Genomic DNA, 14135 nt, shown 5'->3' with positions numbered 1-14135 from the left:
TAAGCAGGAATTTAAGATATCAGTTATATCTAAAGCGGATGGATTTCAAATACTTTCTTGGTGTGTATTTGAAAGACTTGGCTTCTACTGTTTGAGGGTTGCGCTTAGGCAATCTATTCAGCCCTAAAAGCATAAAAAAACCAGCCTGCTATTTAGGGGCAGACTGGTCAAAACTTAAATGATTTACGCATTGTTCAGAAGAGAAAATGCAGTCGACAGATCAAACCATGTTAATTGGCTGGCTGAGTTTCATTGCCATTTTTGACTGCCGCAGGAATATTTGTTTCACCAGCCAATACCGCTTTCCGGGTTTTGCTGAATAAATAGACTTGAACGGCAACAACAATACAGCAGGCATAGCCAATGGCCTCAAAGCTGATAAATTTAACAATGGTTCCGCTGATAAATGGAGCGACGGCAGCGCCGACCATCAGCATGGCTGGTGTGCCGGCAACCGCGCGGCCGGTTGGATCTAAACGCGCCAGTAAGCCAAAGGCAAAGGTATGCACAAAGAGTATGGTAAAGGCCATAAAGGGACCCGCGAGAGCAAAGACAGCGTATTGATGAGTGTGCGTAGTCAATAGAGAAAAAATAGCCTGAAATATTGGACCGAAAGCTATAATGGCCGTGATGCTGACGCGCTTTTCCAGCAATGCCGCCAATGGCGCTGGGAAAATCGTGACAATACCGTAAATGACCAAGGCCATGGTGACCATATCTCGGCTGAAACCTCGCTCTAATCCAATCCGCTCATAAAAGCTTAAAGTCATGGCTTGAGTCATGGCAAGCAAAGCCACGCCAATCATGCAGAACCAAACGGGCTTGCCAAGCGGCGGCAGGTTTTTAATCTGCTCATAATTGTCAAAATCGACAGCACGTGTCGGTTTTGGGAAAAAGAATAAACATGCAGCAGAGGCAATAAGCATGACTGCAGCCAAAACATAGAACATACTTTGGCCGCCAAACTGCTGAATAACGCCCGGTGTGCCGCCCAGAAATACCACCCCAAAAATACCGATGGCTAAGCCTGCAATACCAAAAACGCGGTGGGGGTTAACCGCATGTCCCATAGTGCCGTGGGTCACACTCAATGCTGTGCCTGCTGCCATACCGCCAACCAAATGAAGCCCTGCAAGTATCGGGAAGGAGGTATTCATTGCAGATAAGACAAAGGCCAATGCTGCAATGGCAAAGCCTAGAATTGCTGAAACTTTAACTTGAATTTTATGAAAGCGCGGCGCAAAGAAAATACTGGCGCCTGCCGCACCGATTAAAAATAAAGTGGCTAAGCCCCCAGCTTGCTGTGGGTCAAAGTGATAGTGAGCAATGAGTGTACCGACCCATACTGGCAGTGCAACCAAATCAACCATCCCTGCGCAATGTGCCAGCATCAGCGCGAACATGCCGCGTTTGCTTTCGATTTTTACCATGTCCTATCTCCGTGGGTATTTTCCATTTCAGGCTCGTCACTGAGCTTTTTTTTGTATTCAAAAAATAAGCCCCCGCAAATGATGCAGGGGCTTCGGATTAAATCGCTTCTTTTAACAGTTCTAAGGCTTTGCTGACGACAGCTGTTTGCGCTTCGACAGGCGCGCGCTGCTGTTCTAAACGGCCTATCTCCATAGAGCTTTGCGTGACTAGGCGGCAGCGCTGTTCACGCCGCTGCATGAACTGCGCAAAGGCTTTTTCAACATTGGCTTCTTCTGCAAAGATTTCAGCCAAAACCAGCGCATCTTCAATCCCCATGCCTGCGCCAGACGCCAGTTGTGGCGTGGTTGGATGGGCCGAATCACCAATCAGCAAGATGCGGCCTTTATACCAAGGTCCCGGTAAGTCAAAGCATTCGAGCGGGCGGAAATTGATATTCGGGTTATCTGCTTCAGTCAGCGATTCGCGGATGTCTGCCAAAATACCGTCATAGCCTTCAAGCAATTGCTTTAAGTTTTTGTAGTTGTCTTCAGGTTCTTGCCAGCGCTGTTCACAGCGTTCAAGTAAGAACATATACATATGATCTTTTGATACAGGGGTAAAGCCGACTTTAACTGGGCCGCCCAAGAAATAGGTGCGGCGCTCCACCGATGCAGGGCGCTTTAAAAACAAACGCCAGCAGCTTTGACCTGTATATTCCGCTTTTGGCGCATCTGGGAACAGCATTTGACGGGTTTTAGACAATACGCCATCTGAGCCTAAAACAAAGTCATAGCGGCCCGAAGTGCCGTCGCTGAAAGCAACCGTTACGGCATGCTCGCCTTGATCAAAAGCGTCAGCAGTAATGCCTAGGCGCATTTCAATGCCCGCATCTTTGACATATTTATGCATAATTGAATGCATGGTCGGGCGCATGATGCCGCCGCTGCCTGCCGTGTCAGCATCTTCCAGCATGGGTGTCGGTAAAATGCGCAGCGGGTTGCCTTGCGGGTCACAGACTTGAATGCCTTCGCCCACATAGGCTTGATTGGTCACTTCATCATAAACACCAAGCTGTTTCAGCGCGCGTAAAGTTGGGCCAGTAATGGTCAGACCTGCGCCTAATGCGCCCCAATTGGGGTTGATGTCGATTAAATCCACTTTCAAGCCAATGCGTGAAAGGGTAATGGCAGCAGCCATGCCAGCTGTGCCTGCGCCGATAATCAGTACTTTTTTACCGGCAGATGCGGATTGTTGAGTCATCTGAGTCTTCCTTGATTCATTCGGATTTCAAAAAATTAGCCACGAGCTGAGTAAAGCTTTTTGCATGCTCAATTTGCGTCCAATGGCCGCACTGGCTGAAAATGTGCAATTGACTGTTTTCAATCCAGTTCAACATGGTCATTGAGGTAGAGAGCGGAATGACTTTGTCATCGCGGCCATGTACCATCAAAGTCGGTTGCTGAATTTTGCGGATATCACTTTCTGCATGTGACATCGCTTCCACCCATTGCTGACGCGGTGCAGGGAACATGCGCTCATAGGCTGCACGAGTATCTTCCTTTGTACTGGCGATATAACGCATTTGCACTAAATCATCGCCAACCAAATTTTGGTTGTAAGCAAAAATTTTCATGATTGCCTGCATATTTTGAAATGAAGGCGTGTAGCCCCAAACTGCATCCAGTCCAGCCGTCAGTTCAAACGGTACGCCGACACTGCCCATGAGAATCAGTTTATTCACGCGTTCAGGGTGATAAATCGCCAGTGCCAAAGCCATTGAACCGCCAAATGAGTTGCCAATGACATTGACTTTGTCTAAGCCTAGGGCATCCATAAATGACACGATTTGCTTGAGCCAATTTTCACGGTTAAAAGTCATCTCTTCTGGAAATTTGCTGTAGCCAAAACCTGCAAAATCAGGTGCAATTAAACGGAAATAGTTTTGCAGCGCTTGAATAGTCAGACGCCAGTTGGCCCATGCGCTGACGCCTGGGCCAGAACCGTGCAACAGTAAAACGGGCTCGCCTTGGCCGACATCATGGTAGTTAGTGAGGATGTCGCCGCATTGAATGCTGTGGCCAATTTCAGGGTTTGTCATTGTGTTCATATTCATTCCTTGAAAATTTGTAAAATTGGCTTCTTTCATTTGCTTTATGTTTTTCTCCTTTTGGGAGAAATAAAAAAGAGGGTATTAAAAAGTGAAAGAAGCACCTTTGAAAATTTAAGCGCGTTTCCACATCAGCAGTGCCGTACGGGCTTCTGATGTATTTTCTTCAAGACGCGCGGTCAGGCTGAGCTGGCCGTGTTCGTCAAATTTGAACTGGCGTTTTTGCTGACCGCCCACCCAGTTTGGAAATAGACTCAAATCCACCAAATGAGTGACCACGCCATCTTCTAAGCTGTAACGGCCTGCATAAGACAGCATGCTGTTATAGGCGCCAGCCTTTTCTGCATCAGAGGCGTTCCATTGACCGCCTGTGATGAAGTTGCCGCGGTTGGCTTTGGTGATTTGGCAGCTCATATAGCCGTCTTCGGTATATTGGATCACGCCTTGCGGGCCTTCACCCATGGGGAAAACCACGCGGCCATCGTCATAATTTTGTTCGAAAGTCACCAGTTCCCAGCGGCCGGTTAAATTTGGCTGTGTCATGTGTATTTCCTATTTATTCATCATTTGTTTGCAGGTCTTGTCCGAGCAGAAATTGCGTGACCATGGTGTTATGCACTTCAGGGCTTTCAAATTGCGCCCAGTGACCGGTGTCCTTCGCGCAGAAGAACTGACCTTGCTGCACTTGCGTTGCGATGTGCTGACCCAAAGCTGGCGGTGTGCGGTTAGCATCACCCCAATACACCAAAGTCGGCTGTGAAATTTGTGCAGCTAAAGCATCCGTTATGGCATGCTGCTGAATGGTGCTGCCCGATAGATATTCGGTAATAAACTGCTTTTGCACTTTGGCAAGTTGTGGCTGCTGATATAGTGCTTGGCGCACTTGAATAGCTTCATCAGTCAAGCGTTCAGGTTTGGCTAAAATACGCGCCATGCGGGTGCGGACATTGTCAAACGTCGGCTGTTCCAAAACTTCAATTGAACTGGCTAAATTACTCGCCCAAATCGGTTCGACATAACCTGCAATGGCGCCTTCATTTGGCTTGTAGCCCATAGTGGTGGTCAGTACCAAACGGTCGACTTTTTCAGGGTGCTGAATCGCCAATTGCATTGCCACCCAGCCGCCCATGGATTGACCTTCAAAATGTGCAGAAGGGATATTCAGTACATTCATCACATCTAAAATTTGGTCAATCAGCAGGGGAATGACGGCATGCTCAAAGCCTTCAGTTTGTGAACGGCCATGCCATAAAAAATCCATGGCAATGACATGAAAGTGCTCTGCCAATGCAGGAATGTTACGGGCGTAATTTTCCAAATGTCCGCCTGTGCCATGCAGCAGGAACAGTGCGGGCGCAGCTGGATTTCCTGCTTCTAAAATACGGGTGCGGTACTTGCCCTGAATGATGCGGATATCGCTGTGGATCAGCTGTACCCAATAGTGTTCTACGGGCAGAACGCTGTTTTCAGCAGCGTTTTGTAAATCGCTTTGTACATTGCTTTGTGCTGTGCTTTGAACGCTGGCATTCATCTTAAAATCCTTCTCTCAATCAAATCATCATGATCAAGTGCTTAGTCGTTCAGCGTTTCAGCTTTGCTCTGTGAGATCGGGCCTTTCAGGGTGCCATCCGATTTTTCTAGACCAAAAGTCCATTCAGTGAAGATGTGCGCTTCTGCAGCAAAGTCGGTCGATTCCCAATCTTCAGTGACGATGTCTTCATCGGCTGCATATTCCCAAGCACCGCCAAATGGCGTGAGGAAGTACCAGAAGCAAGCAGATGAAACACGGTGACGGCCTGGGCCTGCAAAAGTTGTCCAGCCTTGTGAATCGATATGCTGACCGCCAAAAATCACTTCATGAATATCGCGGACTTTAAAGGCCAAATGGTTGAAGCGTGTACCTGGCTGTTTGCCATTCATAAAGAACAGGTGGTGATGGTTGCCTTCTGCGGAGCAGCGGATAAATACACCGCGGTCTGCATAGCGGTCTGAGACACGGAAGCCTAAGCGGTTTAAATAGAACTTCACCGCATCGCCAGCATTGTCTACGCCAATCGCCAAGTGGCTGATTTCATAGGGCTGCGCTTTTTCATAACGCGGCGCACGGCTGTTGACTCGTTTAGGCTGACTTGGCGAATTAAACTGTGTTTCGTTAAATGGAATATAGCTGCGTTTAGCCAAACGGAAAGCAAGGCGGATACCCAAGTCATCTTGGCTGTGCACCGTGCCGTCGGCATCGATTGTTACTTCACGGTCTGTACGCAGTTCTGCGGCAAGGGCATCCAAACCTGCTTGATCAGCCACGCCCCACACCATTTCACACATGCCGCTTGGGCTGCCAATAGGAGTGCGCAACGGGTTTGAAGCATCTGCTTGGAAAATTTCAACTTGTGAACCGTCGGTGGTTTCAAACAGATAGCTGTTGTCCTGAAGGGCCTGAACCTGCTTTAGGCCCCAGTCATCGGCAAAACGCAGCGCGTCCTGCAGATTTTCTACGCCAAAACGTAAGCAGTCTAAACCTTTAATATGAAAATCTTTTTCTGTAGACATCATCTACTCCCTATTCGAAAACCATCAAGTTATTCATCCATGAGAATCACTTTAGAGAGCAACGGCATGTTAAAAAAGCATTTAACTCATAAAGCAGTTATGCATTATTTAGATAACTGCTTTAGATTTTAAAACCTAGCAGGGATGTCGGGAAATTGCGTAAGGTAGCCAAAATATAAAGATTTGGAGCAATTCGACATGAGGTCACTTCCGCTATTTCATTATCAAACACAGGGTAAATCTGGCGCAGACTGGATTACCTTTATACCGGGTATTGGCAATGACTTAAGCTTTTGGGCAGCGCACACAGAAATTTTAGCAGCGCATTTTCAGGTGCTTACTTTTGATCCGTGGGGACATAACCTCAGCCCAGAACCGCCGGAAAATTGCAGCTTTCAAGATGTGGTCGATGGCGTGATTGCACTATGGGATCATCTGGGAATTCAGCAAAGCGGTGTGGTAGGTCTTGGTTTTGGCGGTTCGGTGTCTTTATCTATTGGGCTGAAATATCCAGAGCGCGTGAGCCAAATTGTGGCCTGCTGCTGCCGTCCGCGCCAGCCGGATGACCGCCATGAGTTTTGGCGTGACCGCTGTGCGAAAGCGCGCGCCAACGGTTTGGAAAAACTCGGTGATGTCACGGTAGACCGCTGGTTAAGCGAAGAATTCAGAGCAGCACATCCGGATGTTGATGCGCAGTTGCGTGCCATGATCAAACGCACGTCGGTCGAAGGTTACTGCGCTTATGTAAATGCTTTTATTGAAATGGATTTTTCACAGCAACTGGGCAACATTCAAACGCCAGTTTTACTACTGGCGGCAGAGCATGATCATGGCGGCGGCCCAGTCGAAGATATGCAGAAAATGGCAGAACAATTGCCAAATGCAGAAATGAAAATGATTCAAAACAGCGGGCATATTTGTAATTTTGAAGCCCCAGAACAAGTATCTCAGCACCTCAAACAATTTTTTAAAGCTGATGCGATTCAAGGAGTGAAAAGCGCATGATGAAACGAGTCGTAATTATAGGCGGAGGACACGCCGGCTGCAGCTGCGCCAAAGCGCTGCGCCATGAACAATTTAATGGTGAAATTGTTTTAATCAGCAATGAGTCAGAACTGCCATACCACCGTCCGCCATTGTCAAAAAGCTTTATTAAAGATGAAGCGGAAATGGAACTGTCCAAGCTGTGCTTACAGCCTGAGAATTTTTATGAAAAATATCAAATTGATTTAAGACTGAATACTGCCGTCAGCGAGATTGACCCAGAGGAAAAACTGGTCAAGCTCTATCATGGCGACATGCTGCATTATGATTATTTGGTTTTAGCCACAGGAACACGCCCGCGCCAACTGCCTTTACCGGGTTTAGAGCTGGACGGCGTGATGAGCCTGCGTACACTGCAGGATGCACGAAAATTGCGTGACTCACTGTCAAAAGTGAAAAATGTAGTCATCATCGGTGGCGGGTTTATTGGCCTCGAATTGGCGTCAACGGCACGCACTTTGGGTAAAGATGTCACCGTTTTAGAGCATACACCGCGCGTTTTAGGCCGTTCGGTGGCGCCATTGGTGTCGGATTATATTGCCAATATTCACCGTGAAAACGGCATTAAAATAGAAACTGGCGTATTCATTAATGAATTTGTTGGGGAAAATGGCAAAGTTTCAGGTGTGAAATGCGCGCATGGCGTGATTCCAGCCGAGCTAGTGCTAGTTGGCGTTGGTGCGATTCCAAATACGGAACTGGCGGAACAAGCAGGCATTCAATGTGAAAATGGCATTGTGGTGAACACTTCGATGCAAACCAACTTTGATGATATTTATGCCATAGGTGACTGCGCCAATCATCAAAATGCCTTTGCAGGCGAGCGCCGCATCCGACTTGAGTCGGTACAAAATGCCAATGACCAAGCCTTGACCGTAGCTAAAATGATTTTGTCGCAAAAAGCCGAATATAAAACTGTGCCATGGTTTTGGACTGATCAGGGCGATATCCGCCTGCAAATGACCGGTTTGTCCTTTGATACCAGCGATTATGTGATTCGCGGTGACATGAAAAGCGGGCGTTTTTCTGTGTTCCATTATGCGAAAGATAAACTTGTGGCTATTGATTCGGTGAACCAACCTGTAGATCATATGATTGCACGGAAATTGCTGGAAGCAGGGATTACACCTTCCAAAATTCAAGCGGCTGATATCAATACCAATTTAAAGAGCTTACTCGCTGTTTAACGGAATTGATTCTACGCATTACTGAACCAGCCAGCCCTCGGCTGGTTTAGTCATATAAGGATATTACAATGCAATCAATTTTGGATTCGAAGTGGCTGGTGTTTATTAAGGTTGCGGAACTCGGCAGCTTGTCTAAGGCTGCGCATGCCTTTAACGTGCCGCAATCCATGATCAGCCGTCATATCGCACAGCTAGAAGAGCAGTGCGGTACACGCCTATTTAACCGTACAGGGCGCGGTGTGGTGCTGACCGAGCTGGGCTATGAGCTGCTGCCGCGCATTATTAACCTAGCCATTGAATGCGGTGCGATTGAAGATGACATCCGTACCTATGGCGGTGAGCCGATTGGTGAAGTGCGTGTGGGTTTATTGCCTGCTTTGGTGCGTCAGCTTTCGGGCGCTTTATACCGCTATGTAAAAGAACACCATCCACGGATTGATTTGCATTTAAGCGAAGGCTCGAATGTGCATTTGGAAGAGATGATTGAGGAAGGCCGTATAGATATGGCTTTACTGCTTCGTGAGGGGGAAATGGTGAAGCAGGAAGAAGCGGTGATTGCGGAATTTGGCCTGATGCTGGTGGGTCAAAGCAATGATCCTTTGGTACAGCAGCCGACTATTAAATTACGGGATTTACAGGATTTACCACTCATTGTACCGAGCCGTCCGCATCCTTTACGTGCACGTTTAGACTTACTCGCACGGCAGATGGAATGCAAGTTCGGCTGCATTGTAGAAGCGGACTCGAACCGATTGCAGCATGAGCTGGTGGCTGCTGGCGGCGGTTATGCGATTTCTTCAGGTTTGTTTGGCTTAGAAAATCAGCAACGTTTGTCTGCAAGTTTGATTGTAGAGCCTGAGTTACACCGCAGTGTAGTGCTGGCGCATACCATACGCAGACCGAATACACGTGCCGCACGGGTGGTGCAACAGTGGTTTGAGAAGCAGGCGCCGCAGATTTTGAAAGGAATGATTGTAAATCGGTGATGCACCGCACATGAATCAAAAGGGTATAAAAAATGGGAGCTAACTGCTCCCATTTTTTATATGCCGTTCATTTTAGACTTCGAAGCTTAAAGTTTAAAATTGAACATTTTTCCACTAATTGCGAAAGCGAGTGGAGATATCACAAGGGAGAATAAAAACGCAACAGGCCAAGCGATTGCAAAGCTTGTTTAACCATTCTTGAATCATTAAAGAGTTCAAACCTAAGTTTAGGATCGAGAAGAAGAGCGTCATAACAAACGCCATCATTCCTGAAATGAAAACTTGGGTGATGATAATGAATTTTTTCTGGTTCATTGCGTAAAAACCTTTATGTAACATTGATTCAGCGTGTGCTGAATGATGGTTAACGCCAAGGGTTCTAAACAGACTAATTCTCATATAGATGAGGGCCAGAATAACCAACTGACCTATCATTTTTAGGCAATAAGCGCGCATTATAATTTTTTTGTTTATTTAATTCAAACCAGCGTTAAGCTGTTTACAGCATGAACTTGTGACAGCTGATATGCGATTTCTTCGGGTTTGTTTGGTTTGAAAAAATCAGCAGCGTTTGTCTGCCAGTTTGATTGTAGAGCCAGAATTACACCGTAGTGTGGTGCTACGCATACCAAATACATGGGCCGCAAGGGTGCTGCAGCAATAATTTGAGAAGCAGACACCGCAGATTTTGAAAGGGATGATTGTAAATCGGTGATGAGGGGAGGAATAGAGCTGGAAGATAGAAAGTTATGATTTAAAATGGAAAAAATTTAAAATTGCTTTCATTTTTTTTTGGACTTGTCTCTTATCAGTAGTTTTATCAACAATTAAAAAATCTAAGTCTTCCTTAGCTTTTTTGATCATTAATAACTCTAATTCTTCCTTGGTTTGCCTAATTTTTAATAAATCTATTTCATTCTTAATTTTTTGATTTAATAGATCTTTTTCATTTTGCTCCGCAATCATGTTTTTCTGTGCTAATTTTTTTACTTTAGCCTCTTCAATTGCTTCATTACGATATATTATGTCCAACCCTGATGCAATTCCAATAAACCCTAAAACAGCAGCTAGCATGCTAAAAAGACAATAACAGAATAAGAAAAATATAAATCCATTTATGAATGTTTGTGCATATTCAAGAATAATTATATATATGTTGAAACAAGCCCAATCGACTAAATAAAGACTTTCATTTAGAGAGTTGGTTTTTAATAAAACTACTAAAATTAAGCAAATAATTTGCGCTAAGATGAAATGAATGAATGATGAGTTTACCTCCATATATTTAGAATGTATTTGCCCATCTTTTAACTTTGATAAAATTTTATTTAATTTATGATTTCCAAATGCTAGCCATACGGAATAACTTGCGAGATTAAAACCTAATAAGCTAGGTAGCATGCTGATAGGGATATCTAACCATTTTTTATCTAAAAAAAACTCGTGCGAAACTATGGTCATCAGTAAAGATAACCATAAAAATGGTGATTTTAATAAGGCTTTAAAACCACCATAACTGCTCCAATATTTTTTTAAAGTTTTAGCCATGTTAGGGGGTTATCTGTGAAAGTTTTTTAATTTTAGGTTTAAGTCTTAATAAAATATTTTTCCACTTTTCTTTAGTAGTTAATGCTGTTGGTAATGTAATTGGCTCTTGAAGAGGAATACCCCTAGTACTAATTTTTTTATATCTACTAGAATCATTTGGTACTTCTAAAGCATTTATTTCCCCATTGTCTGCAGATATTTCTCCAATTTCTTTAGACCTCTCACTGAGTTTTAGAAATTTACCATTTTGGGCCTCCATTTGAAATCTATATTCTTCTGAATTACTTTCTTCCATATCTGCTAATACTTCAGCTTCAATTAAATCAGCGAATAAATCAGCATTTGGTCGTCTAATAATAAATTCAATAAATTTTAAGCGTGGATTATCTAAAAGGATTTGAACATCTTTAGATTGACAAATTGGAGTTATCTCTCCTTCTTTGAATTTTTTTATAAATTCTTCATTTTTAAATATTTTATTGAAATATTTATTTATGGTGTTAGCTGTCGTGGCTGTTTCATCATTATCGATTTGAACAATCAAGATATGCGGTTCTAGAAGAAAAATAAAGTCAAAAATCGTGCCATCTAATTTTAGATGATTTGGAACTTGGATTAGATCCTTTAGATCTTCTTTGAGCTCTACTTCATCTTTCTCAGTGTTATACCATTTAGCATCATAAATATTTGTATAACGAATGAAACGTCCTAAAAAAATTTCATGTGACTCATCATATGATTCAAATTTTTGTTTATCTACACCAATAACATTATATTTATATCCCGTATGAGAAAATAACTGTGATTTTTGTAAAAAATTAAAAAAATTACGATAAATATCTTTGTTTTCATGAGGGTGTAAACGAAGATTGAACGCTACGAAAGTATAAGTTTTTACTTTTGAATCACTAATAACACCCATAAATTTTCCCCCAAATTTTTAAAAGTAATTTTTTAATAATAACATATTGTTTTTTAATGATGTATGGCGGTTATAAATTTTGTTTCGTTGTCAATAATTAAGTTATATAAATGATTATTGCTGCTTTATTGAGATATTGATTTTATAGATATCTGCTTTACACCTTGCATGCTAGCTCCGCATACCTCGGTTCAGTACATTAGTAAAAAATGACTGAAACGGAGTTCAGCAGTGAACCACGCACACCATCCAACCTTATTTATCAATGATGATAATGTCGCAGAATTAGCTACTTGGCCAAGCGCGATAGAAGCACTCAGCGAAGCCTACAAACAGCCAATATCAGCTGCTATGGTACCGCCGCGTACTATGGCGCGCGGGGAAGGCTTTTGGCTGCGCAGCTTATGTGCAGTGTCGCCATCGAAAGAATATATGGGCTGTAAACTCATTGCTGCAAGCCCAAAAAACAAAAAAGCCAGCTACCTCATTTCACTGTTTGACCAAGACACCATGCGCCTTGCTGCACTGATTGACGGCAACCGTATTACAGACATTCGTACCGCAGCCAGCTCAGCTGTAGCAGTCAACGCTTTGGCCGCAGCAGACAAACTGGACATTGCCGTACTCGGTTCAAGCGCTTTGGCCCGCAGTCATTTACATGCCTTAAATGCCACAGGCCGTATTGGCAAAGTCCGCGTATACAGCCCAACACAAGCCAACCGTGAAAAATTGGCACAAGAATTTGCCGAACTGTATGGATTGGACATCCAGGCCGTCGCAAGCCCAGAAGAAGCGGTCAAACATGCCAATGTGGTGGTGTGCGCATCACGCAGCCGTGACGGCGGGCCAGTTTTTGATGCAGCGTGGCTAGAGCCGGGCATGACCATTGTATCAGTCAGTTCAACTTTGCCAGAACAGCGCGAACTGGATGTTGCCACTATGCAAGCTGCGCATTTAATTGTCGCAGATATGCCAGAAGAAGTGCTGCACGAAACAGGTGATTCACTGGTGGCTATTGAAGCTGGCTGTGATGTAGCAGCAAAAACTGTATCGCTGTCAGACGTGATGACAGGTCAAGTGCAAGTACGCCAAAAGCCAGAAGACATTGTGATTTACAAATCCGTCGGTTCTGCACTGCAAGACATCGTGACCGCAGAAATGCTGCTGCGCAATGCTAAAACTGCAGATCTGTACCAAGAAATGCAAGACAGCATTGTCACCATCGACCGTTAAAAGACGGCATTGAACAGCACAGTATTTAACTGAAAACATTCAGATTTAAACGTGATTCATTTAAAAATTATTGATTAAGCAAGTAAAAGGATAAGGAGTTTCAACATGGCGGATTATAAACGTGAAGATGCACGCGCGTGGGCAAAGGAACATTTAAAAGGCTGTTCATCGGTCACCATTCCAAGCTATAGCCAAGATTTAAGCCGTTTAAATGAGAAAGGCATTCGCCACGATATCCAAAAAGTCATCGATTTAGGCTACACCTACACATTGCTATGTACAGAAGTTGCGATTACGCCTGAAGAAAATGCGCAATTTACTGCATGGGCAAAAGATCAGGCAGGGGACAAACTCGGCTTATTCTTCCACGCAGGTTTTGGCACATTAGAAGAAAATATTCGTGCGGTAAAACTGGCTGAAAAAGCAGGCGCAGATATTGTCTTGCTGTCTTATCCGTCAAACTTCTGGCCGACATCTGAACAAGACATTTATGACTATACCAAAGCATTTTGTGATGCAACGGATTTGGGTGTAATGCTATTTGCAATTCCGCTTTGGGGCTTTGAACGTGTACATCCGCAAGGCATGTCGCCTGAATTGATTCAGCGTTTAATCGACGATTGTCCAAATGTCGTGTCACTTAAAGCAGAGCAAGGCTTCCCGCACATTGCTGGTTTAATCGACAGCTACGAGCGCTTTAACGATCAGATCGTAGTGACCTGCCCAATTGAAAGTGACGTGATTCCATTGCTTCGTTATACCGATATGCAATTCTCAGGAACCAGCTATACACAGTGGATGGGTGATCATTTCGTAAAAACCTTTAATCTAGCCAAAGAAGGCAATTTTGATGAAGCGATGAAATTGTACTGGCAAGCGCAGCCTGCACGCGGTGCAGTCGGCGTGGCGACAGGCGCTTATATGCCAGGTTCAAACTACATCAACCGTGCACACTGGAAATACATGGACTGGTTAGCAGGCTTTAACGGCGGCCCATTACGCGCACCGATTGCCCGTATTCCAGACCGTCAAATGAAAGTGCTGCGCCAAGGACTTGTTGCATCAGGTTTGCCATGCACCAATGACCCAGACAGCGAATTCCTGAAAGGCCGTTTCCCTGAATAAGGCGAAGAGTAAAGGATTTAAAT

Annotated in this window: 14 protein-coding genes and 1 pseudogene; 5 read left to right on the top strand and 10 right to left on the bottom strand. The window is 44.4% G+C overall.

What is annotated here, in order from left to right:
- Positions 1 to 230 precede the first annotated feature (230 nt).
- From F941_RS08165 to F941_RS08140, 6 genes are all read right to left on the bottom strand, one after another.
- Positions 231 to 1430 (bottom strand): MFS transporter, encoded by a 1200-nt coding sequence (locus tag F941_RS08165; RefSeq protein WP_005009974.1) that lies wholly within the window; start codon positions 1428 to 1430, stop codon positions 231 to 233.
- 97 nt (positions 1431 to 1527) lie between these two features.
- A complete protein-coding gene (locus tag F941_RS08160; protein WP_005009973.1) occupies positions 1528 to 2670 on the bottom strand; it encodes an FAD-dependent monooxygenase in 1143 nt (380 codons plus the stop codon).
- Between the two features lie 16 nt (positions 2671 to 2686).
- Positions 2687 to 3517 (bottom strand): alpha/beta fold hydrolase, encoded by an 831-nt coding sequence (locus tag F941_RS08155; protein WP_005009970.1) that lies wholly within the window; start codon positions 3515 to 3517, stop codon positions 2687 to 2689.
- Positions 3518 to 3631: 114 nt separating this feature from the next.
- On the bottom strand, positions 3632 to 4060 hold the full coding sequence (locus F941_RS08150) for a lipocalin-like domain-containing protein (RefSeq protein ID WP_005009969.1): 429 nt from the start codon (positions 4058 to 4060) through the stop codon (positions 3632 to 3634).
- Positions 4061 to 4073: 13 nt separating this feature from the next.
- A complete protein-coding gene (locus tag F941_RS08145; RefSeq protein ID WP_005009967.1) occupies positions 4074 to 5048 on the bottom strand; it encodes an alpha/beta fold hydrolase in 975 nt (324 codons plus the stop codon).
- A gap of 41 nt (positions 5049 to 5089) precedes the next feature.
- The gene (locus tag F941_RS08140) at positions 5090 to 6067 is read right to left on the bottom strand and encodes a VOC family protein (RefSeq protein ID WP_005009965.1); all 978 of its coding nucleotides are present in this window, start codon (positions 6065 to 6067) and stop codon (positions 5090 to 5092) included.
- Between the two features lie 198 nt (positions 6068 to 6265).
- Here F941_RS08140 and F941_RS08135 point away from each other — a divergent pair, with 198 nt between their 5' ends.
- The 3 genes from F941_RS08135 (at position 6266) to F941_RS08125 (ending at position 9284) form a co-directional block, all read left to right on the top strand.
- Positions 6266 to 7072 (top strand): alpha/beta fold hydrolase, encoded by an 807-nt coding sequence (locus tag F941_RS08135; protein WP_005009963.1) that lies wholly within the window; start codon positions 6266 to 6268, stop codon positions 7070 to 7072.
- Positions 7069 to 8298: an NAD(P)/FAD-dependent oxidoreductase gene (locus F941_RS08130; protein WP_005009961.1), complete on the top strand. Its 1230-nt coding sequence runs from the start codon at positions 7069 to 7071 to the stop codon at positions 8296 to 8298. Before F941_RS08135 ends, F941_RS08130 begins: the two co-directional genes overlap by 4 nt.
- A gap of 68 nt (positions 8299 to 8366) precedes the next feature.
- Positions 8367 to 9284, top strand: coding sequence for a LysR family transcriptional regulator (locus tag F941_RS08125; protein WP_005009960.1), 918 nt, complete (start codon positions 8367 to 8369; stop codon positions 9282 to 9284).
- A gap of 86 nt (positions 9285 to 9370) precedes the next feature.
- Here the strand turns inward: F941_RS08125 and F941_RS16895 are convergent, their stop codons facing one another.
- The 4 genes and pseudogenes from F941_RS16895 to F941_RS08110 form a co-directional block, all read right to left on the bottom strand.
- Entirely contained in the window at positions 9371 to 9460 is a 90-nt protein-coding gene (locus F941_RS16895; protein WP_154649290.1) for a hypothetical protein, read from the bottom strand.
- A 22-nt stretch (positions 9461 to 9482) separates the two neighbouring features.
- Positions 9483 to 9599 (bottom strand): annotated as a pseudogene (locus F941_RS16890) (hypothetical protein); the annotation flags it as partial.
- Positions 9600 to 10031: 432 nt separating this feature from the next.
- Positions 10032 to 10832, bottom strand: coding sequence for a hypothetical protein (locus tag F941_RS08115; protein ID WP_005009958.1), 801 nt, complete (start codon positions 10830 to 10832; stop codon positions 10032 to 10034).
- Between the two features lies 1 nt (position 10833).
- Positions 10834 to 11754, bottom strand: coding sequence for a DUF4747 family protein (locus F941_RS08110; protein WP_005009956.1), 921 nt, complete (start codon positions 11752 to 11754; stop codon positions 10834 to 10836).
- A gap of 231 nt (positions 11755 to 11985) precedes the next feature.
- Here F941_RS08110 and F941_RS08105 point away from each other — a divergent pair, with 231 nt between their 5' ends.
- Both F941_RS08105 and F941_RS08100 read left to right on the top strand, forming a co-directional pair.
- Positions 11986 to 12987, top strand: coding sequence for an ornithine cyclodeaminase family protein (locus F941_RS08105; RefSeq protein ID WP_005009954.1), 1002 nt, complete (start codon positions 11986 to 11988; stop codon positions 12985 to 12987).
- 105 nt (positions 12988 to 13092) lie between these two features.
- A complete protein-coding gene (locus F941_RS08100) occupies positions 13093 to 14112 on the top strand; it encodes a dihydrodipicolinate synthase family protein (RefSeq protein ID WP_005009947.1) in 1020 nt (339 codons plus the stop codon).
- Positions 14113 to 14135 lie beyond the last annotated feature (23 nt).

Source organism: Acinetobacter bouvetii DSM 14964 = CIP 107468 (genome assembly GCF_000368865.1).
Lineage (GTDB): Bacteria > Pseudomonadota > Gammaproteobacteria > Pseudomonadales > Moraxellaceae > Acinetobacter > Acinetobacter bouvetii.
This window is presented reverse-complemented; position numbering and strand designations above follow the sequence as displayed.

Excerpts from the sequence above, each read along its gene's own strand:
- F941_RS08165 (WP_005009974.1), bottom strand. The coding sequence starts at position 1,430 with ATGGTAAAAATCGAAAGCAAACGCGGCATGTTCGCGCTGATGCTGGCA.
- F941_RS08160 (WP_005009973.1), bottom strand. The coding sequence starts at position 2,670 with ATGACTCAACAATCCGCATCTGCCGGTAAAAAAGTACTGATTATCGGC.
- F941_RS08155 (WP_005009970.1), bottom strand. The coding sequence starts at position 3,517 with ATGAACACAATGACAAACCCTGAAATTGGCCACAGCATTCAATGCGGC.
- F941_RS08150 (WP_005009969.1), bottom strand. The coding sequence starts at position 4,060 with ATGACACAGCCAAATTTAACCGGCCGCTGGGAACTGGTGACTTTCGAA.
- F941_RS08145 (WP_005009967.1), bottom strand. The coding sequence starts at position 5,048 with ATGAATGCCAGCGTTCAAAGCACAGCACAAAGCAATGTACAAAGCGAT.
- F941_RS08140 (WP_005009965.1), bottom strand. The coding sequence starts at position 6,067 with ATGTCTACAGAAAAAGATTTTCATATTAAAGGTTTAGACTGCTTACGT.
- F941_RS08135 (WP_005009963.1), top strand. The coding sequence starts at position 6,266 with ATGAGGTCACTTCCGCTATTTCATTATCAAACACAGGGTAAATCTGGC.
- F941_RS08130 (WP_005009961.1), top strand. The coding sequence starts at position 7,069 with ATGATGAAACGAGTCGTAATTATAGGCGGAGGACACGCCGGCTGCAGC.
- F941_RS08125 (WP_005009960.1), top strand. The coding sequence starts at position 8,367 with ATGCAATCAATTTTGGATTCGAAGTGGCTGGTGTTTATTAAGGTTGCG.
- F941_RS08115 (WP_005009958.1), bottom strand. The coding sequence starts at position 10,832 with ATGGCTAAAACTTTAAAAAAATATTGGAGCAGTTATGGTGGTTTTAAA.
- F941_RS08110 (WP_005009956.1), bottom strand. The coding sequence starts at position 11,754 with ATGGGTGTTATTAGTGATTCAAAAGTAAAAACTTATACTTTCGTAGCG.
- F941_RS08100 (WP_005009947.1), top strand. The coding sequence starts at position 13,093 with ATGGCGGATTATAAACGTGAAGATGCACGCGCGTGGGCAAAGGAACAT.